Source organism: Terrirhizobium terrae (genome assembly GCF_030323265.1).
Classification (GTDB): domain Bacteria; phylum Pseudomonadota; class Alphaproteobacteria; order Rhizobiales; family Rhizobiaceae; genus Neorhizobium.
Genome location: NZ_CP104992.1, coordinates 286317 through 306696 on the forward strand (window position 1 = coordinate 286317; position 20380 = coordinate 306696).

Here is a 20380-nt window from a genome sequence, read left to right on the forward strand (position 1 = left end):
TGGTGATGGGCAGGCAGAAACAGAAAAGAGCGTGGCAGCGTATCGGCTGCACACTCACGGCTGGCCTGATCATCTCCACAAGCCTGCCTCTGACCGCTGGCGCCCAGGAGCCCCTTCCCCGCCGCAATCTATTCGAAATGCTGTTCGGTGGCCCGCGTTACGAACGCTACGAAGAACCCCGTCGAAACGAGCGGTACAACCGCCGTGGCGATGGCGTCATCGAGATGGCGCCGCGCAGGGAGCGCAACCGTAGCACCCGTGCGGCGGCCCCACGTCCGCCTGCCCCTGTCGCGCCGCCCAAGCCGGAACCCGTCGCCAAACTGGAAAACGCCCGAAAGATTCTCGTCGTCGGCGACTTCTTCGCCGGCAATATCGGCGGCGAACTGGAGACGACCTTCGAAGCCTCGCCAGGCGTTGCCGTCATTACCCGCAGCGACGGCTCTTCGGGCCTCGTACGCGACGACCACTACGACTGGCTGGGCGAACTCCCTGCAATTCTCGACGAAGCCAAACCGGCGATCGTCGTCGTCATGTTGGGTGCCAACGACCGCCAGCAGATGACCTCCGGCAAGCGTGAAAAATTCCGCTCCGAGGAATGGTTCACCGAATACAAGCGCCGCGTATCCGAGCTCGCCAAGACGGTCGCCACCCGCAAGGTGCCGCTGCTCTGGGTCGGCCTACCCGCCTTCCAGTCGCCCTCGATGATGGCCGACGCTGTAACCCTGAACGCGATCTATCGCGCCCGCACGGAAGAGGTCGGTGGCGAATTCGTCGATATCTGGGACGGCTTCGTCAGCGAGGACGGCAAGTTCATCGTCACCGGCTCCGATGTCAGCGGCCAGCAGGTACGCCTGCGTGGTTCGGATGGCATCACCTTCACCAAAGCCGGCAAGCAGAAGCTCGCCTTCTACGTGGAAAAGCTCGCCCGTCGCCACCTCGGCGATATGGCAAGCCCCGAACTGGTCAATCTCGACGCCGACAGCCTGCCCGAACTCGGCCTGCCGGCGACCGCGAGCAAGGCGCTTCTCGCCCATCCGATCAGCCTGTCCGATCCGGAACTGGACGGCGGCAAGGAGCTTCTGAGCTCGATGCCGAGCAATGATATCGAGTCCCAGTCTCCCCGCGACAAGCTCGTCAAGCGCGGCGAGATGGAAGCCGCCCCCACCGGCCGCGTCGACGACTACAGGATCTCGACGACGCAATAGGCGGGGAGCGGCCGATAGGTCTCTTTTGCCCGTTAAGGCAGTTTCGCGCACGCTCTCGCCAACCCTTCCACATGATCGAACCGGTCGATGAATGCCTGCGCGCGCGGTATCGTATCATGCAGATACTGATCCGGCCCCAGCATCTTGCGCTGGTTCAATGCGGCCGTATCGAGTAAGTCGAAATCCACCGGAACGATCTCGCAACTCCAGCCGGCGCGTTGCATCGACCAGCCTTTGGCATGATGCGCCAGAAGCCTCTCCCGTCTGGAATAGCCGTGATAGTCGAATGCGAACACGCCGTCCGTGACATAGACATGGTTGCCGGCAAAACCTTCCGCCGGAATGATCCGCTCGGCATGGAAAGCACTCATCGGCGGCGCGCGCAGGAAGACACCCGCCAGGATATGGCAGGCGCCGTGACCGAAGAAGATCCGGTCCGGCAGAGCCCACCGCCTGACCGGATCCTTCTTGATGCCGTGCTTCAGGATGTACATGCGGCAAAGATCGGCCGATTCCTTGCAAACGCAAGTACCTTTCGCACCCTCACCAGTAGCCGAGCACCCGCCACCATGTCGCACCGACGACGGTGAAGATCGCGAGATTGACAAGGCACATGACGAGCCCGACGCCCCACCATTTGCCCATGGTCACATAGCCGCTGCCGAAGATGATCGGCGAAGTGCCGGTGGCATAGTGGGTCAATGTCATCATGATCGCCGAGGCGGCCACCATCATCAGCACGAACAGCGGCTGGTATTCGACGGGAATGAGCAGCACGCCGACGCTGAGGAAGGCGAGCATCATGGCGCTGACATGCGCCGTCGTGCTGGCGAACATGTAGTGCGCGAAGGTGAAGATCAGCACCAGTACGGCCGCCGTCATCTCCCAGCCCAGTTCCGCATGCGAGATCATGTCCTTCATGCCGTTCGAGACCAGCCGATGACGCCGAGCTTGTTCAACTGATCGGCCATCATCACCAGCGCACCGAACCAGATCAGCGTATCCCAGGCGCTCTTCTCGCCGAGCACGTCATCCCAGTTGATCGTCCCGGTGATCAGCAGCGCGAATAGGCCGAGGATCGCAACCACGGTCGGATCGAGCGTATAGGCCGGCCCGAGGATCATCGCCGGCACATTGGCCCACAGCAGAAGCAGCAGGGCGAAGGTGCCGATCATCACCATTTCCTTCGCCGAGACCGGCCCCATGGCCGCCAGTTCCTGCCGGGCATAGGCAACCGCATCCGGCGTCTTCTTCAGCTCCGGCGGCGAAATGAGATAGATCACCAATGGCATGACGATCAGCGCGATGACACCGGGCACGAACATGGCCAGCGCCCAGCTGACCCAGGTCAGCTGGATGGCTCCACCGGTCGACTTCGCGACATATTCCAGCACCAGCGGGTTGGGCGCCGTCGCTGTCAGGAACATGGCCGAGGTGATCGGGTTGGCGTGATAATTCACCAGCGCCAGATAGGTGCCGACGCGTCCCTGCGTTCCCTTGGCCGGATCGGAATCAAAGGCATTGGCGATCGACTTCATCACCGGATGGATGATGCCGCCGCCGCGCGCGGTATTGCTCGGCGTGAACGGTGCTAGCAGCAATTCGCACAACACCAGGCCGTAACCGATGCCGATCGTCCGCTTGCCGAGAAGCGTGATGAAGACAAGGCCGATCCTGCGCCCCAGCCCCGTCTTGCGTAGGCCGAGCGAAATCAGCACGGCGATAACGATCAGCCAGATCAGCGGGCTGGCAAAACTGCTCAGCGCATCCGCGACCGCGCCCTTCGACGATGGCGAGGTAACCTGCGCCAGCGAGACGATGACGATCGCCATCAGCGCCATCACGCCGATCGACATGACTTTCAGGATGATGGCGAGAATGGTCGTGAGGAAGATCGCCAGCATCTTCCAGCCGTTTTCGTCCAGGCCGGACGGCGCCGGTAGCGCCAGAAGCGTCAGGAGGAAGATGGTCGTCACGACCGCCGGCACGATCCTGAAAGGGACGGCCCCCTTGAAGTAATTGTAGACAGCCGGAACATCTATGCGCATCGCTGCGTCCTTCGGATAGCGTGACCTCCTCCACGCCGATCCGTTACATGTTCGAACTGCCCTCCCATTGATGTCGGTCAAAATGACCGGACAACCTGCCTCAGACCGCAAAACAGCCCCTTCCCGCTTTGGCGGAAAGAGGCTGCAGGATAGTTTTCAGTTCGTCGCGCTGTTAACGCGGCAGGACGGAGCTGCCCATCAGGGCTTCGTCGATCGCGCGGGCGGCCTGGCGGCCTTCGCGGATCGCCCAGACGACGAGCGACTGGCCGCGGCGCACATCGCCCGCGGTCCAGAACTTGTCGACCGAAGTCTTGTAGTCGCGGTCGTTGGCGACGACGTTTGTCGAGCCGCGGCGGTCGACATTGAGTGTCAGCTTGCCGTCGAGTTCCTTGAGCACGCTGTCGGTCGCCGGGCCGGAGAAGCCGATGGCGATGAAGGCGAGATCGGCCTTGATGATGAAGTCCGTGCCGGCGATCGGCTTGCGGCGTTCATCGACCTCGCAGCAGCGCACTCCGGTGAGCTGGCCGTCTTCGCCGATGAATTCGAGCGTCGCCACCTGAAACTCGCGAATTGCGCCTTCGGCCTGGGAGGACGAGGTACGCATCTTGGTCGCCCAGAAGGGCCAGACGGCAAGCTTGTCTTCCTTTTCCGGCGGCTGCGGGCGGATGTCGAGCTGGGTCACCTTGACGGCGCCCTGGCGGAAGGCCGTGCCGACGCAGTCGGATGCCGTGTCACCGCCACCGACAACGACGATATGCTTGCCGCCGGCGAGGATCGGTTCGGCCGCCCAGGCGACGCTGTCGATGTTCTCGCGGCCGATACGACGGTTCTGCTGCACGAGATAAGGCATCGCGTCATAGACGCCATGCAGGTCGGTGCCGGGAATGCCGGCCGGACGCGGGGTCTCGGAACCGCCGCAATAAAGCACGGCGTCATGCTCCGCGGTCAGCTGTTCGACGGAAATGTCGACGCCGATATTGGCGCCGTAATGGAAGGTGACGCCTTCGCCGGTCATCTGCTCGACACGGCGGTCGATGAAGTTCTTCTCCATCTTGAAGTCCGGAATGCCGTAGCGCAGCAGGCCGCCGGCCTTCGACTCGCGCTCATAGAGATGCACCTCGTGGCCGGCGCGGGCGAGCTGCTGGGCAGCCGCCATGCCAGCCGGGCCGGAGCCGATCACGGCGGCCTTCTTGCCGGTCTTCACGGTGGCCGGCTGCGGCACGATATGGCCGAGCTCATAGGCCTTGTCGGCAATCGCCTGCTCGACGGTCTTGATCGCGACCGGCGCATCCTCGAGGTTCAGCGTGCAGGCTTCCTCGCAGGGCGCCGGGCAGACGCGACCGGTGAATTCCGGAAAATTGTTGGTGGAATGGAGGTTGCGGATCGCCTCCTCCCACTTGTTGTTATAGACGAGATCGTTCCAGTCCGGGATCTGGTTATGCACCGGACAGCCGGTCGGGCCGTGGCAATAGGGAATGCCACAGTCCATGCAGCGGGCAGCCTGTTTCGTCACTTCCGCATCCGACATCGGAATGGTGAATTCGCGGAAATGGCGGATACGATCCGAGGCCGGCTGATACTTCGCCACGCTCCGGTCGATTTCCATGAAACCCGTAACCTTGCCCATGTCATTCCCTCTTCAAAGCAGGGTGCCAGTCGGCCCCCAGTACCAGCAGGCGAAACCCATGGTCGCCCCCAATACGATGAATTCTATTGCGGCAGTGCCGCTCGCCAGGAACACGGCCGCCGGAACAGCGACCGCGATGCTCACCGAAATCAGCCGGTGAACGTGCGCCATTTGGCTTATTCCGCCGCGATGCCCATCCGCATGCGTTCCATCTCGACCAATGCGCGGCGATATTCGACCGGCATGACCTTGCGGAACTTCGGCCGGTATTCACCCCAGCGATCCAGGATCTCCTTGGCGCGGGTCGAACCGGTATAGTGCATGTGGTTGGAGATGAGCTGGTAGAGGCGCTCTTCGTCGTGGCGCGTCATGTCCTCGGAAACGTCGACGCGTCCCTTGTGCATGATGTCGCCGCCGTGATGGTGCAGCTTCTCCAGCATGTCGTCCTCTTCCGGAACCGGCTCGAGTTCGACCATCGCCATGTTGCAGCGCTTGGCGAAGTCGCCGGCCTCGTCGAGCACATAGGCGACGCCGCCCGACATGCCGGCCGCGAAGTTGCGGCCCGTTTCGCCGAGCACGACGACGATACCGCCCGTCATGTATTCGCAGCCGTGGTCACCCACGCCCTCGACGACGGCGATCGCGCCGGAATTGCGCACCGAGAAACGCTCGCCGGCAACGCCGCGGAAATAGCACTCGCCGGTCGTCGCGCCGTAAAGCACGGTGTTGCCGACGATGATCGAGTTCTCCGCCACGATCTTCGAGGTCTCCGGCGGACGGACGATGATGCGGCCGCCGGAAAGTCCCTTGCCGACATAGTCGTTGCCGTCGCCAACCAGATCAAAGGTGATGCCGCGGGCCAGGAAGGCGCCAAACGACTGACCCGCCGTGCCCGTCAGGGTCACATGGATCGTGTCGTCTTTCAGGCCCTTCTGGCCCCAGCGCTTGGCAAGCGCACCGGAGAGCATCGCACCGGCCGAGCGGTCGACGTTCTTGATCGACGCTTCGATGACGACCGGCTCCTTGCTTTCGATCGAGGCCTGCGCCTTTTCGATCAGCTTGCGGTCGAGAATGTCGTCGATCGGGTGCTTCTGGCGCTCGGTCCAGTATGTCGCGCTTTTCGGCGCTTCCACCTTGTGGAAGATCTTCGAGAAGTCGAGTCCTTCCGACTTCCAGTGCGCCAGCATGTCGTCCTTTTCGAGCAGTTCGGAAAGACCGATGATATCGTCGAACTTGGTAAAGCCGAGCGATGCCAGGATTTCGCGCACTTCTTCGGCAACGAAGAAGAAGTAGTTGATGACGTGTTCCGGCGTGCCCTTGAAGCGCTTGCGCAGCACTGGATCCTGAGTGGCGACGCCGACAGGGCAGGTATTGAGATGGCACTTGCGCATCATGATGCAGCCGGCAGCGATGACCGGAGCCGTCGCGAAGCCGAATTCGTCGGCGCCCAAGAGCGCCCCGATGATGACGTCGCGGCCGGTCTTGAGGCCACCGTCGACCTGGAGCGCGATACGCGAGCGCAGGCCGTTCAGCACCAGCGTCTGCTGAGTCTCGGCAAGACCGATTTCCCAAGGCGAGCCGGCATGCTTCAGCGAGGTAAGCGGCGAAGCACCCGTGCCACCGTCGAAGCCTGCGACCGTGATATGGTCGGCGCGTGCCTTGGCGACACCGGCGGCAACCGTGCCGACGCCGACTTCCGACACCAACTTGACCGAGATATCCGAGGTCGGGTTGACGTTCTTCAGGTCGTAGATCAGCTGCGCCAGATCTTCGATCGAATAGATGTCATGGTGCGGCGGCGGCGAGATGAGGCCGACGCCTGGCGTCGAGTGACGGGTTTTTGCAACCGTCGCATCGACCTTGTGGCCGGGCAGCTGACCGCCTTCGCCGGGCTTTGCACCCTGCGCGACCTTGATCTGCAGCATATCGGCATTGACCAAATATTCGGTGGTGACGCCGAAGCGGCCGGAGGCGATCTGCTTGATCGCAGAACGCTCGGGGTTCATCGAACCATCCGGCAGCGGCAGGTAGCGGTCACTCTCCTCGCCGCCCTCGCCCGTGTTCGACTTGCCGCCGATCTTGTTCATGGCGATCGCCAGCGTCGTATGGGCCTCGCGGGAGATCGAACCGAAGGACATGGCGCCGGTCGAGAACCGCTTGACGATATCGACCGCCGGTTCAACTTCGTCGAGCGAAACGGGCTTGCGGCCAAGCGCGTCCGCAGACTTGATCTTGAACAGGCCGCGGATCGTGTTCATGCGAACCGCCGTCTCGTTCACCATCTGGGCGAATTCGCGGTAGCGGTCCTGGCTGTTGCCACGCACGGCATGCTGCAGCGTAGCGACAACGTCAGGCGTCCAGGCGTGGCTTTCGCCGCGCATGCGATAGGCATATTCGCCGCCGATATCGAGCGTCGAGGCCAGAACCGGGTCCTTGCCGAAGGCCGCCTGGTGACGGGACACCGTTTCCTCGGCGATTTCGGTGAGGCCGATGCCTTCGATAGAGGTCGCCGTGCCGAAGAAATACTGGTTGACCAGTTCGGTGGACAGGCCGACGGCGTCGAAGATCTGGCCGCCGCAATAGGACTGGTAGGTCGAGATGCCCATCTTGGACATGACCTTCAGGATGCCCTTACCGACAGCCTTGATGTAGCGATAGACGATTTCAGACGCATCGACTTCCTTCGGGAACTCGCCGCGCATGTGCATGTCGGTCAGCGTGTCGAAGGCGAGATAGGGGTTGATCGCTTCCGCACCGAAACCGGCGAGACAGCAGAAGTGATGGATTTCGCGCGGCTCGCCCGATTCCACCACGATGCCAACCGAGGTTCTGAGGCCCTTGCGGATCAGGTGGTGGTGCACGGCAGCGGTCGCCAGCAGCGCCGGGATCGCGATGCGGTCCGGACCGATCTGGCGGTCTGAGAGAACGATGATGTTGTAGCCGCCCTTGACCGCCGCTTCCGCACGCTCGCACAGGCGATCGAGCATTTCCGGCATGCCTTCGGCGCCGCGCTCGATGTCATAGGTGAAATCGAGCGTCTTGGTGTCGAAACGGTCTTCCGTGTGGCCGATCGAGCGAGATCTTTTCCAGATCGCCATTGGTCAGGATCGGCTGGCGCACTTCCAGACGCTTGGCATTCGCCATGCCTTCATGGTCGAGAATGTTCGGACGCGGACCGATGAAGGACACGAGGCTCATGACGAGCTCTTCGCGGATCGGGTCGATCGGCGGGTTCGTGACCTGCGCGAAGTTCTGCTTGAAATAAGTGTAGAGCAACTTCGACTTGTCCGACATTGCCGAGATCGGCGTGTCGGTCCCCATCGAGCCGACGGCTTCCTGGCCTGTCGTCGCCATCGGCGACATCAGGATCTTGGTGTCTTCCGACGTGTAGCCGAAGGCCTGCTGGCGATCCAAGAGGGAGACGTCGCGGCGCAACGCGCGCGGCTCCACCGGCTTCAGGTCTTCCAGGATGAGCTGGGTGCGGTCCAGCCACTTCTCGTAAGGGTGCTTGGTCGCAAGCGTCGTCTTCAGCTCCTCGTCGGAGATGATCTGGCCCTTTTCCATGTCGATCAGCAGCATCTTGCCTGGCTGCAGGCGCCACTTCTTGACGATGTTCTCTTCCGGAACCGGCAGCGTGCCGGCTTCGGATGCAAGGATGACGCGGTCGTCGTCTGTGACGAGATAGCGGGCCGGACGCAGGCCGTTACGGTCGAGCGTCGCACCGATCTGCTTGCCGTCGGTGAAGCAGACGGCGGCAGGACCGTCCCACGGCTCCATCAGCGCGGCATGGTATTCGTAGAACGCCTTGCGTTCCTTCGACATGGACTGGTTGCCGGCCCATGCTTCCGGGATCAGCATCATCATCGCATGCGCCAGCGAATAACCACCGCGCTGCAGGAATTCGAGCGCGTTGTCGAAACAGGCGGTATCCGACTGGCCCTCGTAGGAGATCGGCCAGAGCTTGGAAATGTCGTCGCCGAAGAGCGGCGAGGAAACGGAAGCCTGACGCGCCGCCATCCAGTTTACGTTGGAGCGCAGCGTGTTGATTTCGCCGTTATGGGCGACCATGCGGTAGGGGTGCGCCAGCCTCCAGGACGGAAAAGTATTGGTCGAGAAGCGCTGGTGAACCAGTGCCACCGCCGTTTCGAAACGCGGATCGGCTAGGTCCTTATAATAGGCGCCGACCTGATAGGCCAGGAACATACCCTTGTAGACGATGGTCGAGGACGACAGCGAGACCGGGTAGAAGCCGGTTTCCTGGCCGCCGAACTGGTCATAGATGCGGTTGGAGATCACCTTGCGGACGAGGAAGAGCTTGCGCTCGAAATCGTGGTTGGTCGCAGCGTCGCGACCAGCCCCAATGAAGACCTGACAGTGATAGGGTTCGGTCGCAGCGATATCCGGCGCCTTGGAGAGCGAGGAATTGTCGACGGGCACGTCGCGGAAGCCGAGGAACTGCTGCCCCTCCTCCGCGATAACATCAACGATGACCTTCTTGAAATGCTCGATCTGCTCGGCATCGCGCGGCAGGAAGAAGTGACCGACAGCATATTCGCCGGCCTTGGGCAGGGTCACGCCCTGCTTTGCCATCTCCTCGCGGAAGAAACGGTCCGGGATCTGCACCAGAATGCCGGCGCCATCGCCCATCAACGGGTCGGCGCCGACAGCGCCGCGATGCGTCAGGTTTTCCAGGATGAACAGGCCGTCCTTGACGATCTGGTGCGACTTCTGACCCTTCATATGGGCGATGAAGCCGACGCCGCAGGCATCGTGCTCATTGCGCGGGTCATAGAGGCCCTGGGCGGCAGGCACGCCGGAGGCGACAAACGGGACGGCTGTGGTCGTCTCGGCAGAGATCGCAGCACCTGCGCCGGCTGCTTCGCCAGTCATCTCGGAGATCATCTTCGTCATCGTCATTCCTCCTGTTGGCCGCTTACCTTAAGCGAGCAAGGTGGCACTTCATCAAATCCTGCGGATGACAATTGCCATCCTTCGGTCACGCGACGGCGCCGGCCCGGCGCCAAGCATGAACCCTCAAAAAAGCTCAACCTAACCCGGATCGGCGTCGAAATCAGCGGCAGAGACGTCAACTTTTCGCCCCCTTCGCGAAAATTAGGACAGAAGGACTGACCTAAATCTTATTTTGATATCGCATGATTTTAACTTTCTAACAAGAGCGCCTCATCAAAAAAATGAGCGCCAAACGACACTCCGTTACGATTGGATGTATTTTCGCGCAATTAAATTACGCCAAAAACCGCAATCATGCCTGTTCATTACGTCGCTGAAAGGTCCGCCGCCTCGCCGCGCCTTTACCGTTGCACCGGAGAAAAAATGTCTTAATGTCCGCACCCAACCTCCCAACGCAATACCAAGGTGCTCATCCATGTTCTTCGCCTCCGACAACTGGGCAGGAGCCCATCCTGCCATCAACGAACGTCTGTCGAAGGAATCGACCCGATTTGCTGCCGCCTATGGAACGAGCGATCTCGACCGCGCCATAGAGAAGCGCTTCAATGAAGTTTTCGAGCGCGAAGTCGCGGTCTTCTTTGTTGCGACCGGCACCGCCGCCAATTCGCTCTCGCTTGCCAGCATCGCCCGTCCCGGCGGCCTAACCTTCTGTCATACGGAAGCCCACGTGATCGAAGACGAATGCGGCGCGCCGGACTTCTTCTCCGGCATGCGCATGGTCGGCGTCGAGGGCCCCGCGGGCAAGATGCTGCCGGAAAACCTGGTCGAGCGCATCGCCCGCTATCCGCAGGATGCCGTCCACCACGGTCGCGCAGCCGCCGTCACCATGACCCAGGCGACCGAGGTCGGCACCATCTATACGCTCGACGAGATCGACGCGATCTCGAAGATCGCCAAGGACAACGGCCTGCCGCTGCATATGGACGGCGCCCGCTTTGCCAACGCACTCGTCTCGCTCGGCTGCTCGCCGGCGGAAATGACATGGAAGCGCGGCGTCGACGTGCTCTCCTTCGGCGGCACCAAGAACGGCTGCTGGTGCGCCGAGGCGATCGTCTTCTTCGATCCGGAACTGGCGAAGGATTTCGCTTTCCTGCGCAAGCGGACCGCCCAGCTCTTCTCGAAATCCCGTTTCATCGCCGCCCAGTTCGACGCCTATCTCAAGGACGATCTCTGGCTCGGCCTTGCAGGCCATGCCAACGCCATGGCCGACCGCCTGCGTTCAGGCTTCGCATCGCTGAACAGCGCCCGCCTTGCATGGCCGACCGATCTCGAATGAGGTCTTCGCCGTTCTTCCAAAGGCATCCGCAAAGGCGGCGCAGGAAAAGGGCGCAAAGTTCTACGACTGGCTGGAACCGCGCGACATGCCTGAAAAGGTTACCGGCGACGAGGCCCTCATCCGCATGGTCACGTCCTTCGCCACGACCGAGGAAGACGTCGACCAGTTCCTGTCGATCTGCGCTTCGGCCTGATATTTTAAGTTGATTGCGGCACGATGCGTGCCGCAATCAGGCTGGACAGCGCCTCCACCATTTCGGCATCCGCGCCGCGCCTCGGAATGAGCACGAATTCGACATCCTCGAGCCGCGGCAGACGATCGCCCGAAATTTCCTTCAAACCTTCCGGTACCATGCTGCGCGGCTGCACCATCACGCCCATGCCGGCGCGCGCCGCAGCCGTCAGCCCGCTCAAGCTGCCGCAGGTGCAGACCACCCGCCAGGAAAGCCCTACTCCATCGAGCGCCTCCTGCACCACCCGCCGCGTGATCGAAGGCGGCGGAAAGGCGATCAGGGGCAACGCCGTCTCGCGCGACAGGATGAGGTCGGGATCGCGTGCCAGCCACACCAGTGGTTCGCGATAGAGAAACTTGCCATGGGTCTCGCCCACATGACGCTTGGCAAGAACGAGGTCGAGATCGCCGCTATCCTGCATCTGGTTCAACACCGCACTCAGCGCCACCGTCAGCTCGAGATCCACAAGCGGATGAAGCCTGATAAAATCCTCAAGAATGCCCGTCAGCCGGTTGGCGACGACATCCTCCGAGACCCCGAGCCGCAAGCGCCCCCGCAGACGGCTTTCGCCAAAGAGTGAGAGCACCCTTCCGTTGAGATCGAGCATGCCACGCGCATAGCCGACCAATGCCTCACCATCCGCCGTCAGCTTCACCTGATGGGTATCGCGCAGCACGAGTTGCCGACCTAGCGCCTTTTCCAACCGCTGGATGTGCTGCGTGACGGTCGACTGTCCAACGCCCAATCGTGCCGCCGCTTCGGTAAAGCTTCCGGTCTGCTGCAGCATCAGAAAACTGTCGAGATGATAAAGGTTCAACATGGCTATTGCGCTTCGTGATAGCTGTTAGTGGTTGCATTGTATTTCACGATAAGAGATGCATCAATCAAACATACCCCAGAGCAGTTCTGCATTTCCTCGAATCGCGAAACCACTCTGATTTTATGATGTCACGCAGTTCCGGACGCAAAACCGCTACGCACTTTTGCTGGACCAGCCCTAGGAGTATTCGATGAAGCGTTTCCTGCCCGACCGGTTCACCATCATGCTGGTCTGCACCGTCATTCTGGCGTCCATCCTGCCGATCCGCGGCGTATGGGCGGAATGGTTCGGGCTTGCGACGGATATCGCCATCGGCCTACTCTTCTTCCTGCACGGCGCACGCCTGGCGCGGGAAACCGTTGTTGCCGGCGTCCTGCACTGGCGCCTGCACCTGACGATCGTGCTCACCACTTTCGCGCTCTTCCCGGTACTCGGCCTCGCGCTCGGCTTCATCCCTGAAAGCATCCTGCCGGCACCGCTCTATCTCGGCATGCTTTTCCTCTGCGTGCTGCCCTCGACGGTTCAGTCCTCGATCGCCTTCACCTCGATGGCTGGCGGCAATGTCCCGGCGGCGATCGTCGCGGCATCCGGCTCCAACATCCTCGGCATGTTCCTGACCCCGGCGCTCGTCGCCCTTCTTCTTTCCACCACCGGTGGCGGCGGCGTGTCGGCAGATGCACTGCAGAAGATCGCGCTTCAGCTTCTCGCACCCTTCATCGTCGGCCAGATCCTGCAGCCCTGGATCGGCAACTGGATACGCTCGAAGAAGAAAATCCTCATGCCGGTCGACCGCGGCTCGATCCTGATGGTGGTCTATCTCGCCTTCTCCACCGCCGTCATGGAAGGCATCTGGAGCACGTTCTCGGTCACCGACATCGCCGTCGTGATCGGCCTCGACATCCTGCTGCTCGCCGTCGTGCTCTGCGTCACCATGTTCGGCAGCCGCGCGCTTGGCTTTTCCAAGGAAGACGAGATCACCATCACCTTCTGCGGCTCGAAGAAGTCCCTGGCATCAGGCGTGCCGATGGCCAACGCCATCTTCGCAGGTCACTCGACCTCGATCGGCGCCATCGTTCTGCCGATCATGCTGTTCCACCAGATCCAGCTGATGGCCTGCGCCGTCATCGCCCAGAAATATGCAGAACGCCTGAAGGCCAAGGAAATCGCGGCGGAACCGGCTGCTGCGTAAAAAGCCTAAGGCCTACCGATCAGGGCCGAAGATTTGGCCCTGATTTGGCTGAGTTCAGACGAAGACACAGCGCCCTTGCGCTGTGCATTACGAGCTTTCCAGTCAAGACTTTTGACCTGGTCCGCGAGGACCACGCCACCCCGGCCACCTTCAATGGTGACCTCGAACGGGTAGCCTTTCACTTTGGTGGTCAAGGGGCAGCAGAGCATCAGCCCGAAGCGATTATAGGCGACCGGGCTGAGAACGACCGCGGGACGGCGACCGGCCTGCTCATGACCGACTTGCGGCGAAAAATCGAGCCAGACGATATCGCCTGCCTGCGGCACGTATTCCTCGGCGCTCACAGGGCTTCCTTGCCGACAGGTGCCCCAAAATCGATCTCGTCATGCTGATTGTCGGGCGTGATGCCACCAAGCAACCGATCCAGCTCGACCACGTCTTCACGCACCGGCTCGATGATGACCCGGCCGTTTTCCTCGGTGATGTCGACAACAGTATCCAGAGTCAGATTGGCCGCATCCATGATGGCGGCCGGAATTCTTACCGAGGCACTGTTGCCCCACTTTTTTACGGTCACGCGCATGATAGGCTCCGCGTATAAACAATGTAGATACGTTACTGCCTATTGCCTTACCCGTCAAACAAACGAAAAACGCCCCTTCCCGGCGGGGGAAGAGGCGTCTGGCTTGCTATCCCTGACTGGAGGTCAAAGGGATGGGAGTGTTAGTTGACCTGCTGCGGAGCGATCTGGGCCTCGATCGTCTTGGCGGTATCGCCAGCTTCTGCGGCGATCGCGATGCGGCGGGGCTTCATAGCTTCCGGAATGTTCCGGATGAGATCGATATGAAGCAGGCCGTTCTTGAGCGAGGCGGTCTCGACTTCCACATGGTCGGCAAGCTGGAAGCGGCGCTCGAAGGCGCGTTTGGCAATGCCGCGATAGAGATATTCGCTCTGGTCGGCGCCATCTTCCTCGGTCTTTTCACCCTTCACGGTCAGCGCATGGGCCTGGAATTCGATCGACAGTTCCTTCTCGTCGAAGCCGGCAACAGCCATGGTGATGCGATAGGTGTTCTCGCCGGTCCGCTCGATATTATAGGGCGGATAGCTCTGGCTCTGATCGGCAAAGTTGCGGTTGTCGAGCAGATTGAAAAGACGGTCGAAGCCGACGGTGGAGCGGTAGAGGGGAGAAAATCGACGTGACGCATAATGTCCTCCATTGAAGCGACGGTGCGGTTTTGATGTGAGCGCCGACACCCCTTTATGGCGATGAAGGCCCCGTTGAACGGACCCTTTCGGCGCCCGCAGACTGCAGATGGGAATTGATTTCCGACCATTCAAGACCTCTCTTTGCCATTCCGGAAGACGGCCCGCGACCTCGCTTTTGACCGCGGCAGATTTGACGAAAATCAAATACTCAGTGGGAAAGCTGGCTATCGTCAAAATTGCAGACACGGATGGTCCGGATGCCTTTGCGCCGGCCGCGCCTGCGATAGTGATAGGACAAAGACGATGCGTTCCGCGCTGAGAGCCGCATGGCTCACACCTGCATTCATACTTCTGGCCGGCACCGATACCGCCAGCGCCCATGTCAAATGGTTTGCGCCCTATATCGTCGGCGCACCGCCGCAGCCGATCGGCGCCACGCTCGCCAATACATGGTTCTGGCTCGGCATCGCTCTCGTGCTGGTCTTCTTCCTCGCCACCCGCGCCGTCGAGAAATCCCCTGTCGGCGAAACCATACTGCGCGGTCTCGACCGCATGACCGATCCGATCTGGAACCGCATGGACGATTTTGTCCGCGCCGTTGTCGGCGCTTTCTTCATCGCCATCTTTGCCGTCGGCGGCGTCTACCTGACGCCCGATCTCAAGACGCCCTCGGAAATCGTTTCCTGGGGCCAGCTGCTGATCGCCATGCTGATCTTCTTCCGTCGAACTCAGCCGCTCGCCGCTCTCGGCATCATCATCCTCTGGCTGCTGGCGCTGCGCGACTATGACATTTTCCACCTGCTCGATTATCTGGCGCTCGGCCTCGGCGTCGCTGCCTATCTTGTCATGGAAGCCTCGTCGAACGAGGAACTGCGCAAGCGCCGCTTCCAGGCGCTTCGCTGGGGTGTCGCTATCGCGCTGATGTGGTCGAGCCTGGAAAAATTTGCCTATCCCGACTGGTTCTATCCGCTTGTCGAGGAAAAACCCTTCCTCACCTTCGGCCTGCCGCGTGACGTCTTCATCCCCATGGCCGGCGTTTCGGAATTCACCATGGGCTTCGGCCTCTTGTGGACGCCGATGGTGCGCCGCCTCTCGGCAATCGCCCTCTTCGTCCTCTTCAACGCCGCCGTCTATCCCTTCGGCCGCGTCGACCTGATCGGCCACGCCCTGATCATGGCCGTCATCGTCGCGATTGCTGCCGATCATACCCGCGACGTCTTCTTCGTCCCGAACTTCAAGAAGATGATGGCAGGTGTCCCGATCGGCATCGCAGCCGCGCTGGTGATCTTCGCCTCGTCCTACTGGGGCCTGCATGTGGCGCTCTATGGCAGCGAGGGCGTCACGGGCGCCGCCATCCACCGCACGACCCACAGCCCGGACCCGGAACATCCGCACCCGACCGATGCGGCCGATGCCGGAGTGCCGGTCGGGCACGACGACCACGGCGAACCCGGCCATAAGCATTGACCCAATTGCCCTTCGAAATCGGCTCCAGCCATGCACTCGGCCGGAGCGGATTTCGCTGAACCCCATATGAACGAGGGGTTCTGCTTCGGTTCAGGCCGAGCGCGATAGAACATCATCACTGGAAGGCAAGACTGCCCTCCTTGGACCGGAGCACCATTCGTCCCTTCGCTTCGGTCAGCCTTGCCGGAACCGTGCTGTCCCCCGTATCGCCGGTTCCGGCCTTTCTTTCCCCGGATTGCCTACCGAGCCGGACCGCCATCAATAGCATTGGCACCCGCCTCCATGCCGCCCGCGGCCTGGATCAGCCGACGTCCGTACTGGCGCGGCGCGCAGCCCATGGTCTTCTTGAACGCGTTGCTGAAGGCGCTTTCGGATTCGTAGCCCAGCGAGACGCAGATCTGCGAAATCGGATCGCTCGTCCGGCTGAGCCGGTCGGCGGCAAGCAGCATGCGCCAGCGGGTGAGATAATCCATCGGCGTTTCGCCCACCATTTCGCGGAATTTCAAGGCGAAGGTCGAGCGGGACATGCCCGCCTGCGCCGCAAGCTCCTGCAGCGTCCAGCGGCGCGGCGGATCGGCATGGATTGCGGTCATCGCGGCGCCGATCTGCCGGTCGCTCAGCGCCGAGAGCCATCCCGCTTCACTGCCCTGTGCCGTATCTCCATCACCACCCTGCGCCATATGTAACCGCAAAGCCTCGACCAGCATCATCTGCGCCAGTTGCTGCAGCACGAGCAGGCCGCCGGGCCGCGGCTCGCGCAATTCCTGCATCGTCCGCTCCACCGGCCATCTGAGCGCCGCCGTCTCCGGCCGGCCACGGATATGCACGACCGGCGGCAGCATCCGCCGCAGCCGTCCCGCATCGCTGCCATCAAGCGCAAACCGGCTGCTGACGATGAAGCAGTCGCCGCCGCCATTATGGGTCACGATCCCGCCATTGCGCGATTTCCAGAAGACGGAGGACGCCTGCTCCGCCGGCGCGTCAAGATCGCTGCCGAGCCAGAAGGACCGGCCGCTCGCCAAGAGGAAGCAGTCACCCTCATCGAGCCGAACAGGCTCCATGCCTTCGACCATCAGCCAGCAATGCCCGGTTACCACCGCACCAGTCTTGATCCCCAGCCCCTGCTCGGGAAACTGGATCGCCCACGCGCCACCAGCGTCTAGGCCGGCGGACATGTAGTTACGGGGCTTGAGAAGCGAGAGAACGTCTGAGAGCGGATCCATGGCAACCCTGGGATTGAAATGACGGACGCAGCCTATCCCGCTTGGCTAATTAAGAACAGACACTCGGACGATCTCGCATGAATGCCGGACGCCACAGCATGGATCGTCCGCAATCCCCTGCTTACGCTTGGTCGTGTTGCTGCTCCCGCAGTGCGTAAGACACGTTTCAGGAAGGACATATCCATGCGCGTATTCGTCACCGGCGCCACAGGTTTCGTCGGCTCCGCCGTCGTCCGCGAACTCATTGACGCAGGCCATCAGGTCACCGGCCTTGCCCGTTCGGAAAACTCTGCCGCGGCTCTCGTTGCCGCCGGCGCGACCGCCCATCATGGCCATCTGGAGGACCTGGACAGCCTGAGGCGAGGCGCGGATGCTGCCGACGCCACCATCCATTGCGGCTTCATCCACGATTTCTCCCGTTTCAAGGAAAATTGCGAGCTCGACCGCCGCGTGGTGGATGCGCTCGGCTCCACCCTTGCAGGCTCCAATCGGCTTCTGGTCGTCACCTCCGGCACTGGTCTCATCACCCCCGGCAGGATCGCAACGGAAGACGACCTGCCGACACCCGGCCGCAATCCCCGCATCGCTTCGGAAGAAGCCGCGGCAGCAGCCGCAGCGAAGGGCGCACGCGTCTCGATCATACGCCTACCGCCATCCGTCCACGGCGAAGGCGACCACGGCTTCGTGCCGATCCTGATCGATCTCGCCCGCCGCACTGGCGTGTCCGCCTATGTCGGCAATGGTGAAAACCGCTGGCCGGCGGTTCACCGCCGCGATGCTGCCCGCCTCTACCGTGCTGTCGTCGAAAGCGGCATAACAGAACCCCGTTATCACGCAGTGGCCGAGGAAGGCATCATGTTTCGCGAGATTGCCGAGGTCATCGGGAGCCAGCTCGGCGTGCCTGTGGTCAGCAAGAGCCACGAGGAGGCGGCCGAACATTTCGAATGGTTCGCCCATTTCGCCCAGCTGGACGGACCGGCTTCCTCCGAACACACGAAGCGCCTCACGAGCTGGCAGCCGCACGAAACGGACCTGCTGGACGACCTCAGGCAGCCTTATTACGTCGCCGCCTGATTGCGCTTGCAGAAGCACCCGGGCGACGTGATCACCCGGGTGCCTTGCTTCGATCGGCCGGTCAATGCACCGCGCCGGAACCGCCGGCCGCGACCAACGCGCAAGGCCGGCCGACTGGACCGTGCACTACGGCACCGCAGTGGCGCACGCACGCACCGGCCTTGACGCGAACCCATGACGCGTGAAGCGAATTTCCGCTTGACGAAAATCTGCCCAGGTCTAAGCCTGCCGACATGACCGACGCGTCCCAGACCACCGACAGCATTCTCCGTTCCACGCCTGACAATCCGGCACCCGACGATGTCACCGCCGGCTATTTCACCGGCCATCGCGGCGTAAGGATCCGCTACGCCCTGTTCCGCTCGGCCGTCGTGCCGGCGCGGGGCACCGTCGTGCTCCTGCAGGGCCGCAACGAGTTCATCGAGAAGTATTACGAGACGATCCGCGACCTGAATGCCATGGGACTCTGGGTCGCGACCTACGACCTGCGCGGCCAGGGCGGCTCCGATCGCCTGGCGAAGAACCCGAACAAGGGCCATGTGCGCCGCTTTGCCGATTACGAGCGGGATCTTGAGATCTTCCTCGAGCAGATCGTCCTGCCGGACGCCCGCCTGCCCTTCTTTCTCGTCGCCCATTCCACCGGTGCGCTGATCGCGCTGTCGGCCGCGCCTCATCTGTCGAACCGCATCAGTCGCATGGCGCTCTGCGCCCCTATGTCGGCTTCCACGGCCAGCCTTTACCCGAAAAGGCAGTGCGGCCGCTTACCCGCCTCATGTCCTGGACCGGCTTCGGCGGCATGCAGATGGGCGGCGACAAGCGCATGATCCCCTTCGAAGGCAACGGCCTGACCGGCGACCGGCGCCGCTTCGATCGCAATATCGGCCTTTACAAGACGTTCCGGGATATCACCGTCGGCGCACCGACGGCCCGCTGGATCCACGAGACGCTGAAGGCCGCGGCCCGCGTCTCGTCCCAGACGCACCTGACGGAAATCACCATTCCGACGCTCATCCTGGCGCCGGTTCTGGACGGCATCGTGCCCTACCGCCTGCAGGAAAATCTGTCGCGCAATTTCCGGGCAGGACAGCTCATCACCGTCACCGGCGGCCGCCACGAGCTGCTTCAGGAAAAGGATATCTATCGCGCCCAAGCCATGGCAGCGATCGAGGCCTTCATGCCCGGCCTCGACGGCGGCCTGAACCTGTCGGAAACGGAGACCTGAACAGGCCTCCGCTTCTAAGTCATCAAGCCTAAATCAGCGCTTTGCCAGCAGCGCCATCGCCTCTTCATGCACGGCCTTCGAGCCAGCGGCGATGATATTGCCGCCGTTCTCCGGCCGTCCGCCGTCCCAGGTGGTGATCACGCCACCGGCCTGTTCGATCAGCGGGATCAGCGCTCCGACATCATAGGGCTGCAGGCTGTTTTCGACGACGAGGTCGATATTGCCGGACGCGAGCAGCGCATAGGCGTAGCAATCGCAGCCATAGCGGAACAGCCGCACCTTCTCCTCCACCGACCGATAAAGCTCGAGATCACTACCGGTAAAGATATGCGGCGAGGTGGTGAACAGGATCGCATCCTTCAGCGATCCGCAGTCACGCACCGAAATCTGCCGCTCGCCATCCGGCCCCGAATACCAGGACTGCTCGCCGTCGGCGAAATAGCGCTCGCCGATGAACGGCTGATCGACCAGGCCCATGGAGGCACGGCCATCGGAACGGAGCCCGATCAGCGTACCCCAGACCGGCAGGCCGGATATGAAGGCACGCGTCCCGTCGATCGGATCGATCACCCAGACATGCTCGCGATCGAGGCCGATATTGCCGTGTTCCTCGCCGAGGATGCCGTGCTCGGGAAAGCGCTCGCCGATCAGTGCCCGGATCGCCGTCTCGGCCGCACGATCTCCCTCGGTCACCGGATCAAAACCGCCCGCCAGCTTGTTGACCACCGAAATCCCGGTACGAAAACGCGGCAGCGTCTCGCCCTTGGCGGCATCCGCAAGCGCGTAGAAGAAATCACGGTCTGGCAGCATCGGCAGGCTC

The 20380-nt window shown here is 62.0% G+C and carries 14 protein-coding genes and 4 pseudogenes; 6 read left to right on the forward strand and 12 right to left on the reverse strand.

Annotated elements, in window-relative coordinates; all coding sequences use genetic code 11:
• The first annotated feature begins 5 nt into the window (after nucleotides 1-5).
• A complete protein-coding gene (locus N7E02_RS09505; protein ID WP_286581643.1) occupies nucleotides 6-1205 on the forward strand; it encodes an SGNH/GDSL hydrolase family protein in 1200 nt (399 codons plus the stop codon).
• A 32-nt stretch (nucleotides 1206-1237) separates the two neighbouring features.
• Here N7E02_RS09505 and N7E02_RS09510 read toward each other — a convergent pair whose 3' ends face one another.
• From N7E02_RS09510 to gltB, 6 genes and pseudogenes are all read right to left on the reverse strand, one after another.
• Nucleotides 1238-1699, reverse strand: a complete 462-nt coding sequence (locus N7E02_RS09510; RefSeq protein WP_286581645.1) for a hypothetical protein — start codon at nucleotides 1697-1699, stop codon at nucleotides 1238-1240.
• A 49-nt stretch (nucleotides 1700-1748) separates the two neighbouring features.
• The gene (locus N7E02_RS09515) at nucleotides 1749-2126 is read right to left on the reverse strand and encodes an anion permease (RefSeq protein ID WP_286581647.1); all 378 of its coding nucleotides are present in this window, start codon (nucleotides 2124-2126) and stop codon (nucleotides 1749-1751) included.
• Entirely contained in the window at nucleotides 2123-3253 is a 1131-nt protein-coding gene (locus tag N7E02_RS09520) for a DASS family sodium-coupled anion symporter (RefSeq protein WP_286581648.1), read from the reverse strand. The genes N7E02_RS09515 and N7E02_RS09520 overlap by 4 nt, the downstream gene beginning before the upstream one ends.
• A gap of 172 nt (nucleotides 3254-3425) precedes the next feature.
• On the reverse strand, nucleotides 3426-4880 hold the full coding sequence (locus tag N7E02_RS09525; RefSeq protein WP_286581649.1) for a glutamate synthase subunit beta: 1455 nt from the start codon (nucleotides 4878-4880) through the stop codon (nucleotides 3426-3428).
• Nucleotides 4881-4892: 12 nt separating this feature from the next.
• On the reverse strand, nucleotides 4893-5051 hold the full coding sequence (locus tag N7E02_RS09530; protein WP_286581650.1) for a hypothetical protein: 159 nt from the start codon (nucleotides 5049-5051) through the stop codon (nucleotides 4893-4895).
• 5 nt (nucleotides 5052-5056) lie between these two features.
• Nucleotides 5057-9791, reverse strand: a pseudogene (gltB, locus tag N7E02_RS09535) (glutamate synthase large subunit).
• Between the two features lie 475 nt (nucleotides 9792-10266).
• Between gltB and N7E02_RS09540 the strand changes: the two are divergent.
• Nucleotides 10267-11320 (forward strand): annotated as a pseudogene (locus N7E02_RS09540) (threonine aldolase family protein).
• Nucleotides 11321-11324: 4 nt separating this feature from the next.
• Here N7E02_RS09540 and N7E02_RS09545 read toward each other — a convergent pair.
• Nucleotides 11325-12179 carry a LysR family transcriptional regulator gene (locus tag N7E02_RS09545; RefSeq protein WP_286581651.1) on the reverse strand — a complete coding sequence of 285 codons (855 nt, stop codon included), beginning with the start codon at nucleotides 12177-12179 and terminating at the stop codon, nucleotides 11325-11327.
• Between the two features lie 190 nt (nucleotides 12180-12369).
• Here N7E02_RS09545 and N7E02_RS09550 point away from each other — a divergent pair, with 190 nt between their 5' ends.
• A complete protein-coding gene (locus N7E02_RS09550) occupies nucleotides 12370-13368 on the forward strand; it encodes a bile acid:sodium symporter family protein (protein WP_286581653.1) in 999 nt (332 codons plus the stop codon).
• Between the two features lie 5 nt (nucleotides 13369-13373).
• Here N7E02_RS09550 and mazF read toward each other — a convergent pair whose 3' ends face one another.
• From mazF to N7E02_RS09565, 3 genes and pseudogenes are all read right to left on the reverse strand, one after another.
• Nucleotides 13374-13712, reverse strand: coding sequence for an endoribonuclease MazF (mazF, locus tag N7E02_RS09555; protein WP_286581654.1), 339 nt, complete (start codon nucleotides 13710-13712; stop codon nucleotides 13374-13376).
• Nucleotides 13709-13951: an AbrB/MazE/SpoVT family DNA-binding domain-containing protein gene (locus N7E02_RS09560; protein WP_286581656.1), complete on the reverse strand. Its 243-nt coding sequence runs from the start codon at nucleotides 13949-13951 to the stop codon at nucleotides 13709-13711. Before N7E02_RS09560 ends, mazF begins: the two co-directional genes overlap by 4 nt.
• Before the next feature lie 140 nt (nucleotides 13952-14091).
• Nucleotides 14092-14573, reverse strand: a pseudogene (locus N7E02_RS09565) (Hsp20 family protein).
• A gap of 304 nt (nucleotides 14574-14877) precedes the next feature.
• Here N7E02_RS09565 and N7E02_RS09570 point away from each other — a divergent pair.
• Nucleotides 14878-16041, forward strand: coding sequence for a hypothetical protein (locus N7E02_RS09570; RefSeq protein ID WP_286581657.1), 1164 nt, complete (start codon nucleotides 14878-14880; stop codon nucleotides 16039-16041).
• Between the two features lie 239 nt (nucleotides 16042-16280).
• Here the strand turns inward: N7E02_RS09570 and N7E02_RS09575 are convergent, their stop codons facing one another.
• Nucleotides 16281-17264 carry an AraC family transcriptional regulator gene (locus N7E02_RS09575; protein ID WP_286581658.1) on the reverse strand — a complete coding sequence of 328 codons (984 nt, stop codon included), beginning with the start codon at nucleotides 17262-17264 and terminating at the stop codon, nucleotides 16281-16283.
• A gap of 183 nt (nucleotides 17265-17447) precedes the next feature.
• On the opposite strand from N7E02_RS09575, the gene N7E02_RS09580 reads away from it, so the two are divergent.
• Both N7E02_RS09580 and N7E02_RS09585 read left to right on the forward strand, forming a co-directional pair.
• On the forward strand, nucleotides 17448-18338 hold the full coding sequence (locus tag N7E02_RS09580) for an SDR family oxidoreductase (protein WP_286581659.1): 891 nt from the start codon (nucleotides 17448-17450) through the stop codon (nucleotides 18336-18338).
• A gap of 233 nt (nucleotides 18339-18571) precedes the next feature.
• Nucleotides 18572-19560: pseudogene (locus N7E02_RS09585) on the forward strand (alpha/beta fold hydrolase).
• Between the two features lie 33 nt (nucleotides 19561-19593).
• Here N7E02_RS09585 and hisN read toward each other — a convergent pair.
• The gene (gene hisN, locus N7E02_RS09590) at nucleotides 19594-20370 is read right to left on the reverse strand and encodes a histidinol-phosphatase (RefSeq protein WP_286581660.1); all 777 of its coding nucleotides are present in this window, start codon (nucleotides 20368-20370) and stop codon (nucleotides 19594-19596) included.
• Nucleotides 20371-20380: the final 10 nt, after the last annotated feature.

What these genes read in the sequence shown, in the direction of transcription:
- N7E02_RS09505 (WP_286581643.1), top strand. Translation starts at nt 6, where the DNA reads ATGGGCAGGCAGAAACAGAAAAGAGCGTGGCAGCGTATCGGCTGCACA.
- N7E02_RS09510 (WP_286581645.1), bottom strand. Translation starts at nt 1,699, where the DNA reads ATGTACATCCTGAAGCACGGCATCAAGAAGGATCCGGTCAGGCGGTGG.
- N7E02_RS09515 (WP_286581647.1), bottom strand. Translation starts at nt 2,126, where the DNA reads ATGAAGGACATGATCTCGCATGCGGAACTGGGCTGGGAGATGACGGCG.
- N7E02_RS09520 (WP_286581648.1), bottom strand. Translation starts at nt 3,253, where the DNA reads ATGCGCATAGATGTTCCGGCTGTCTACAATTACTTCAAGGGGGCCGTC.
- N7E02_RS09525 (WP_286581649.1), bottom strand. Translation starts at nt 4,880, where the DNA reads ATGGGCAAGGTTACGGGTTTCATGGAAATCGACCGGAGCGTGGCGAAG.
- N7E02_RS09530 (WP_286581650.1), bottom strand. Translation starts at nt 5,051, where the DNA reads ATGGCGCACGTTCACCGGCTGATTTCGGTGAGCATCGCGGTCGCTGTT.
- N7E02_RS09545 (WP_286581651.1), bottom strand. Translation starts at nt 12,179, where the DNA reads ATGTTGAACCTTTATCATCTCGACAGTTTTCTGATGCTGCAGCAGACC.
- N7E02_RS09550 (WP_286581653.1), top strand. Translation starts at nt 12,370, where the DNA reads ATGAAGCGTTTCCTGCCCGACCGGTTCACCATCATGCTGGTCTGCACC.
- N7E02_RS09560 (WP_286581656.1), bottom strand. Translation starts at nt 13,951, where the DNA reads ATGCGCGTGACCGTAAAAAAGTGGGGCAACAGTGCCTCGGTAAGAATT.
- N7E02_RS09570 (WP_286581657.1), top strand. Translation starts at nt 14,878, where the DNA reads ATGCGTTCCGCGCTGAGAGCCGCATGGCTCACACCTGCATTCATACTT.
- N7E02_RS09575 (WP_286581658.1), bottom strand. Translation starts at nt 17,264, where the DNA reads ATGGATCCGCTCTCAGACGTTCTCTCGCTTCTCAAGCCCCGTAACTAC.
- N7E02_RS09580 (WP_286581659.1), top strand. Translation starts at nt 17,448, where the DNA reads ATGCGCGTATTCGTCACCGGCGCCACAGGTTTCGTCGGCTCCGCCGTC.
- hisN (WP_286581660.1), bottom strand. Translation starts at nt 20,370, where the DNA reads ATGCTGCCAGACCGTGATTTCTTCTACGCGCTTGCGGATGCCGCCAAG.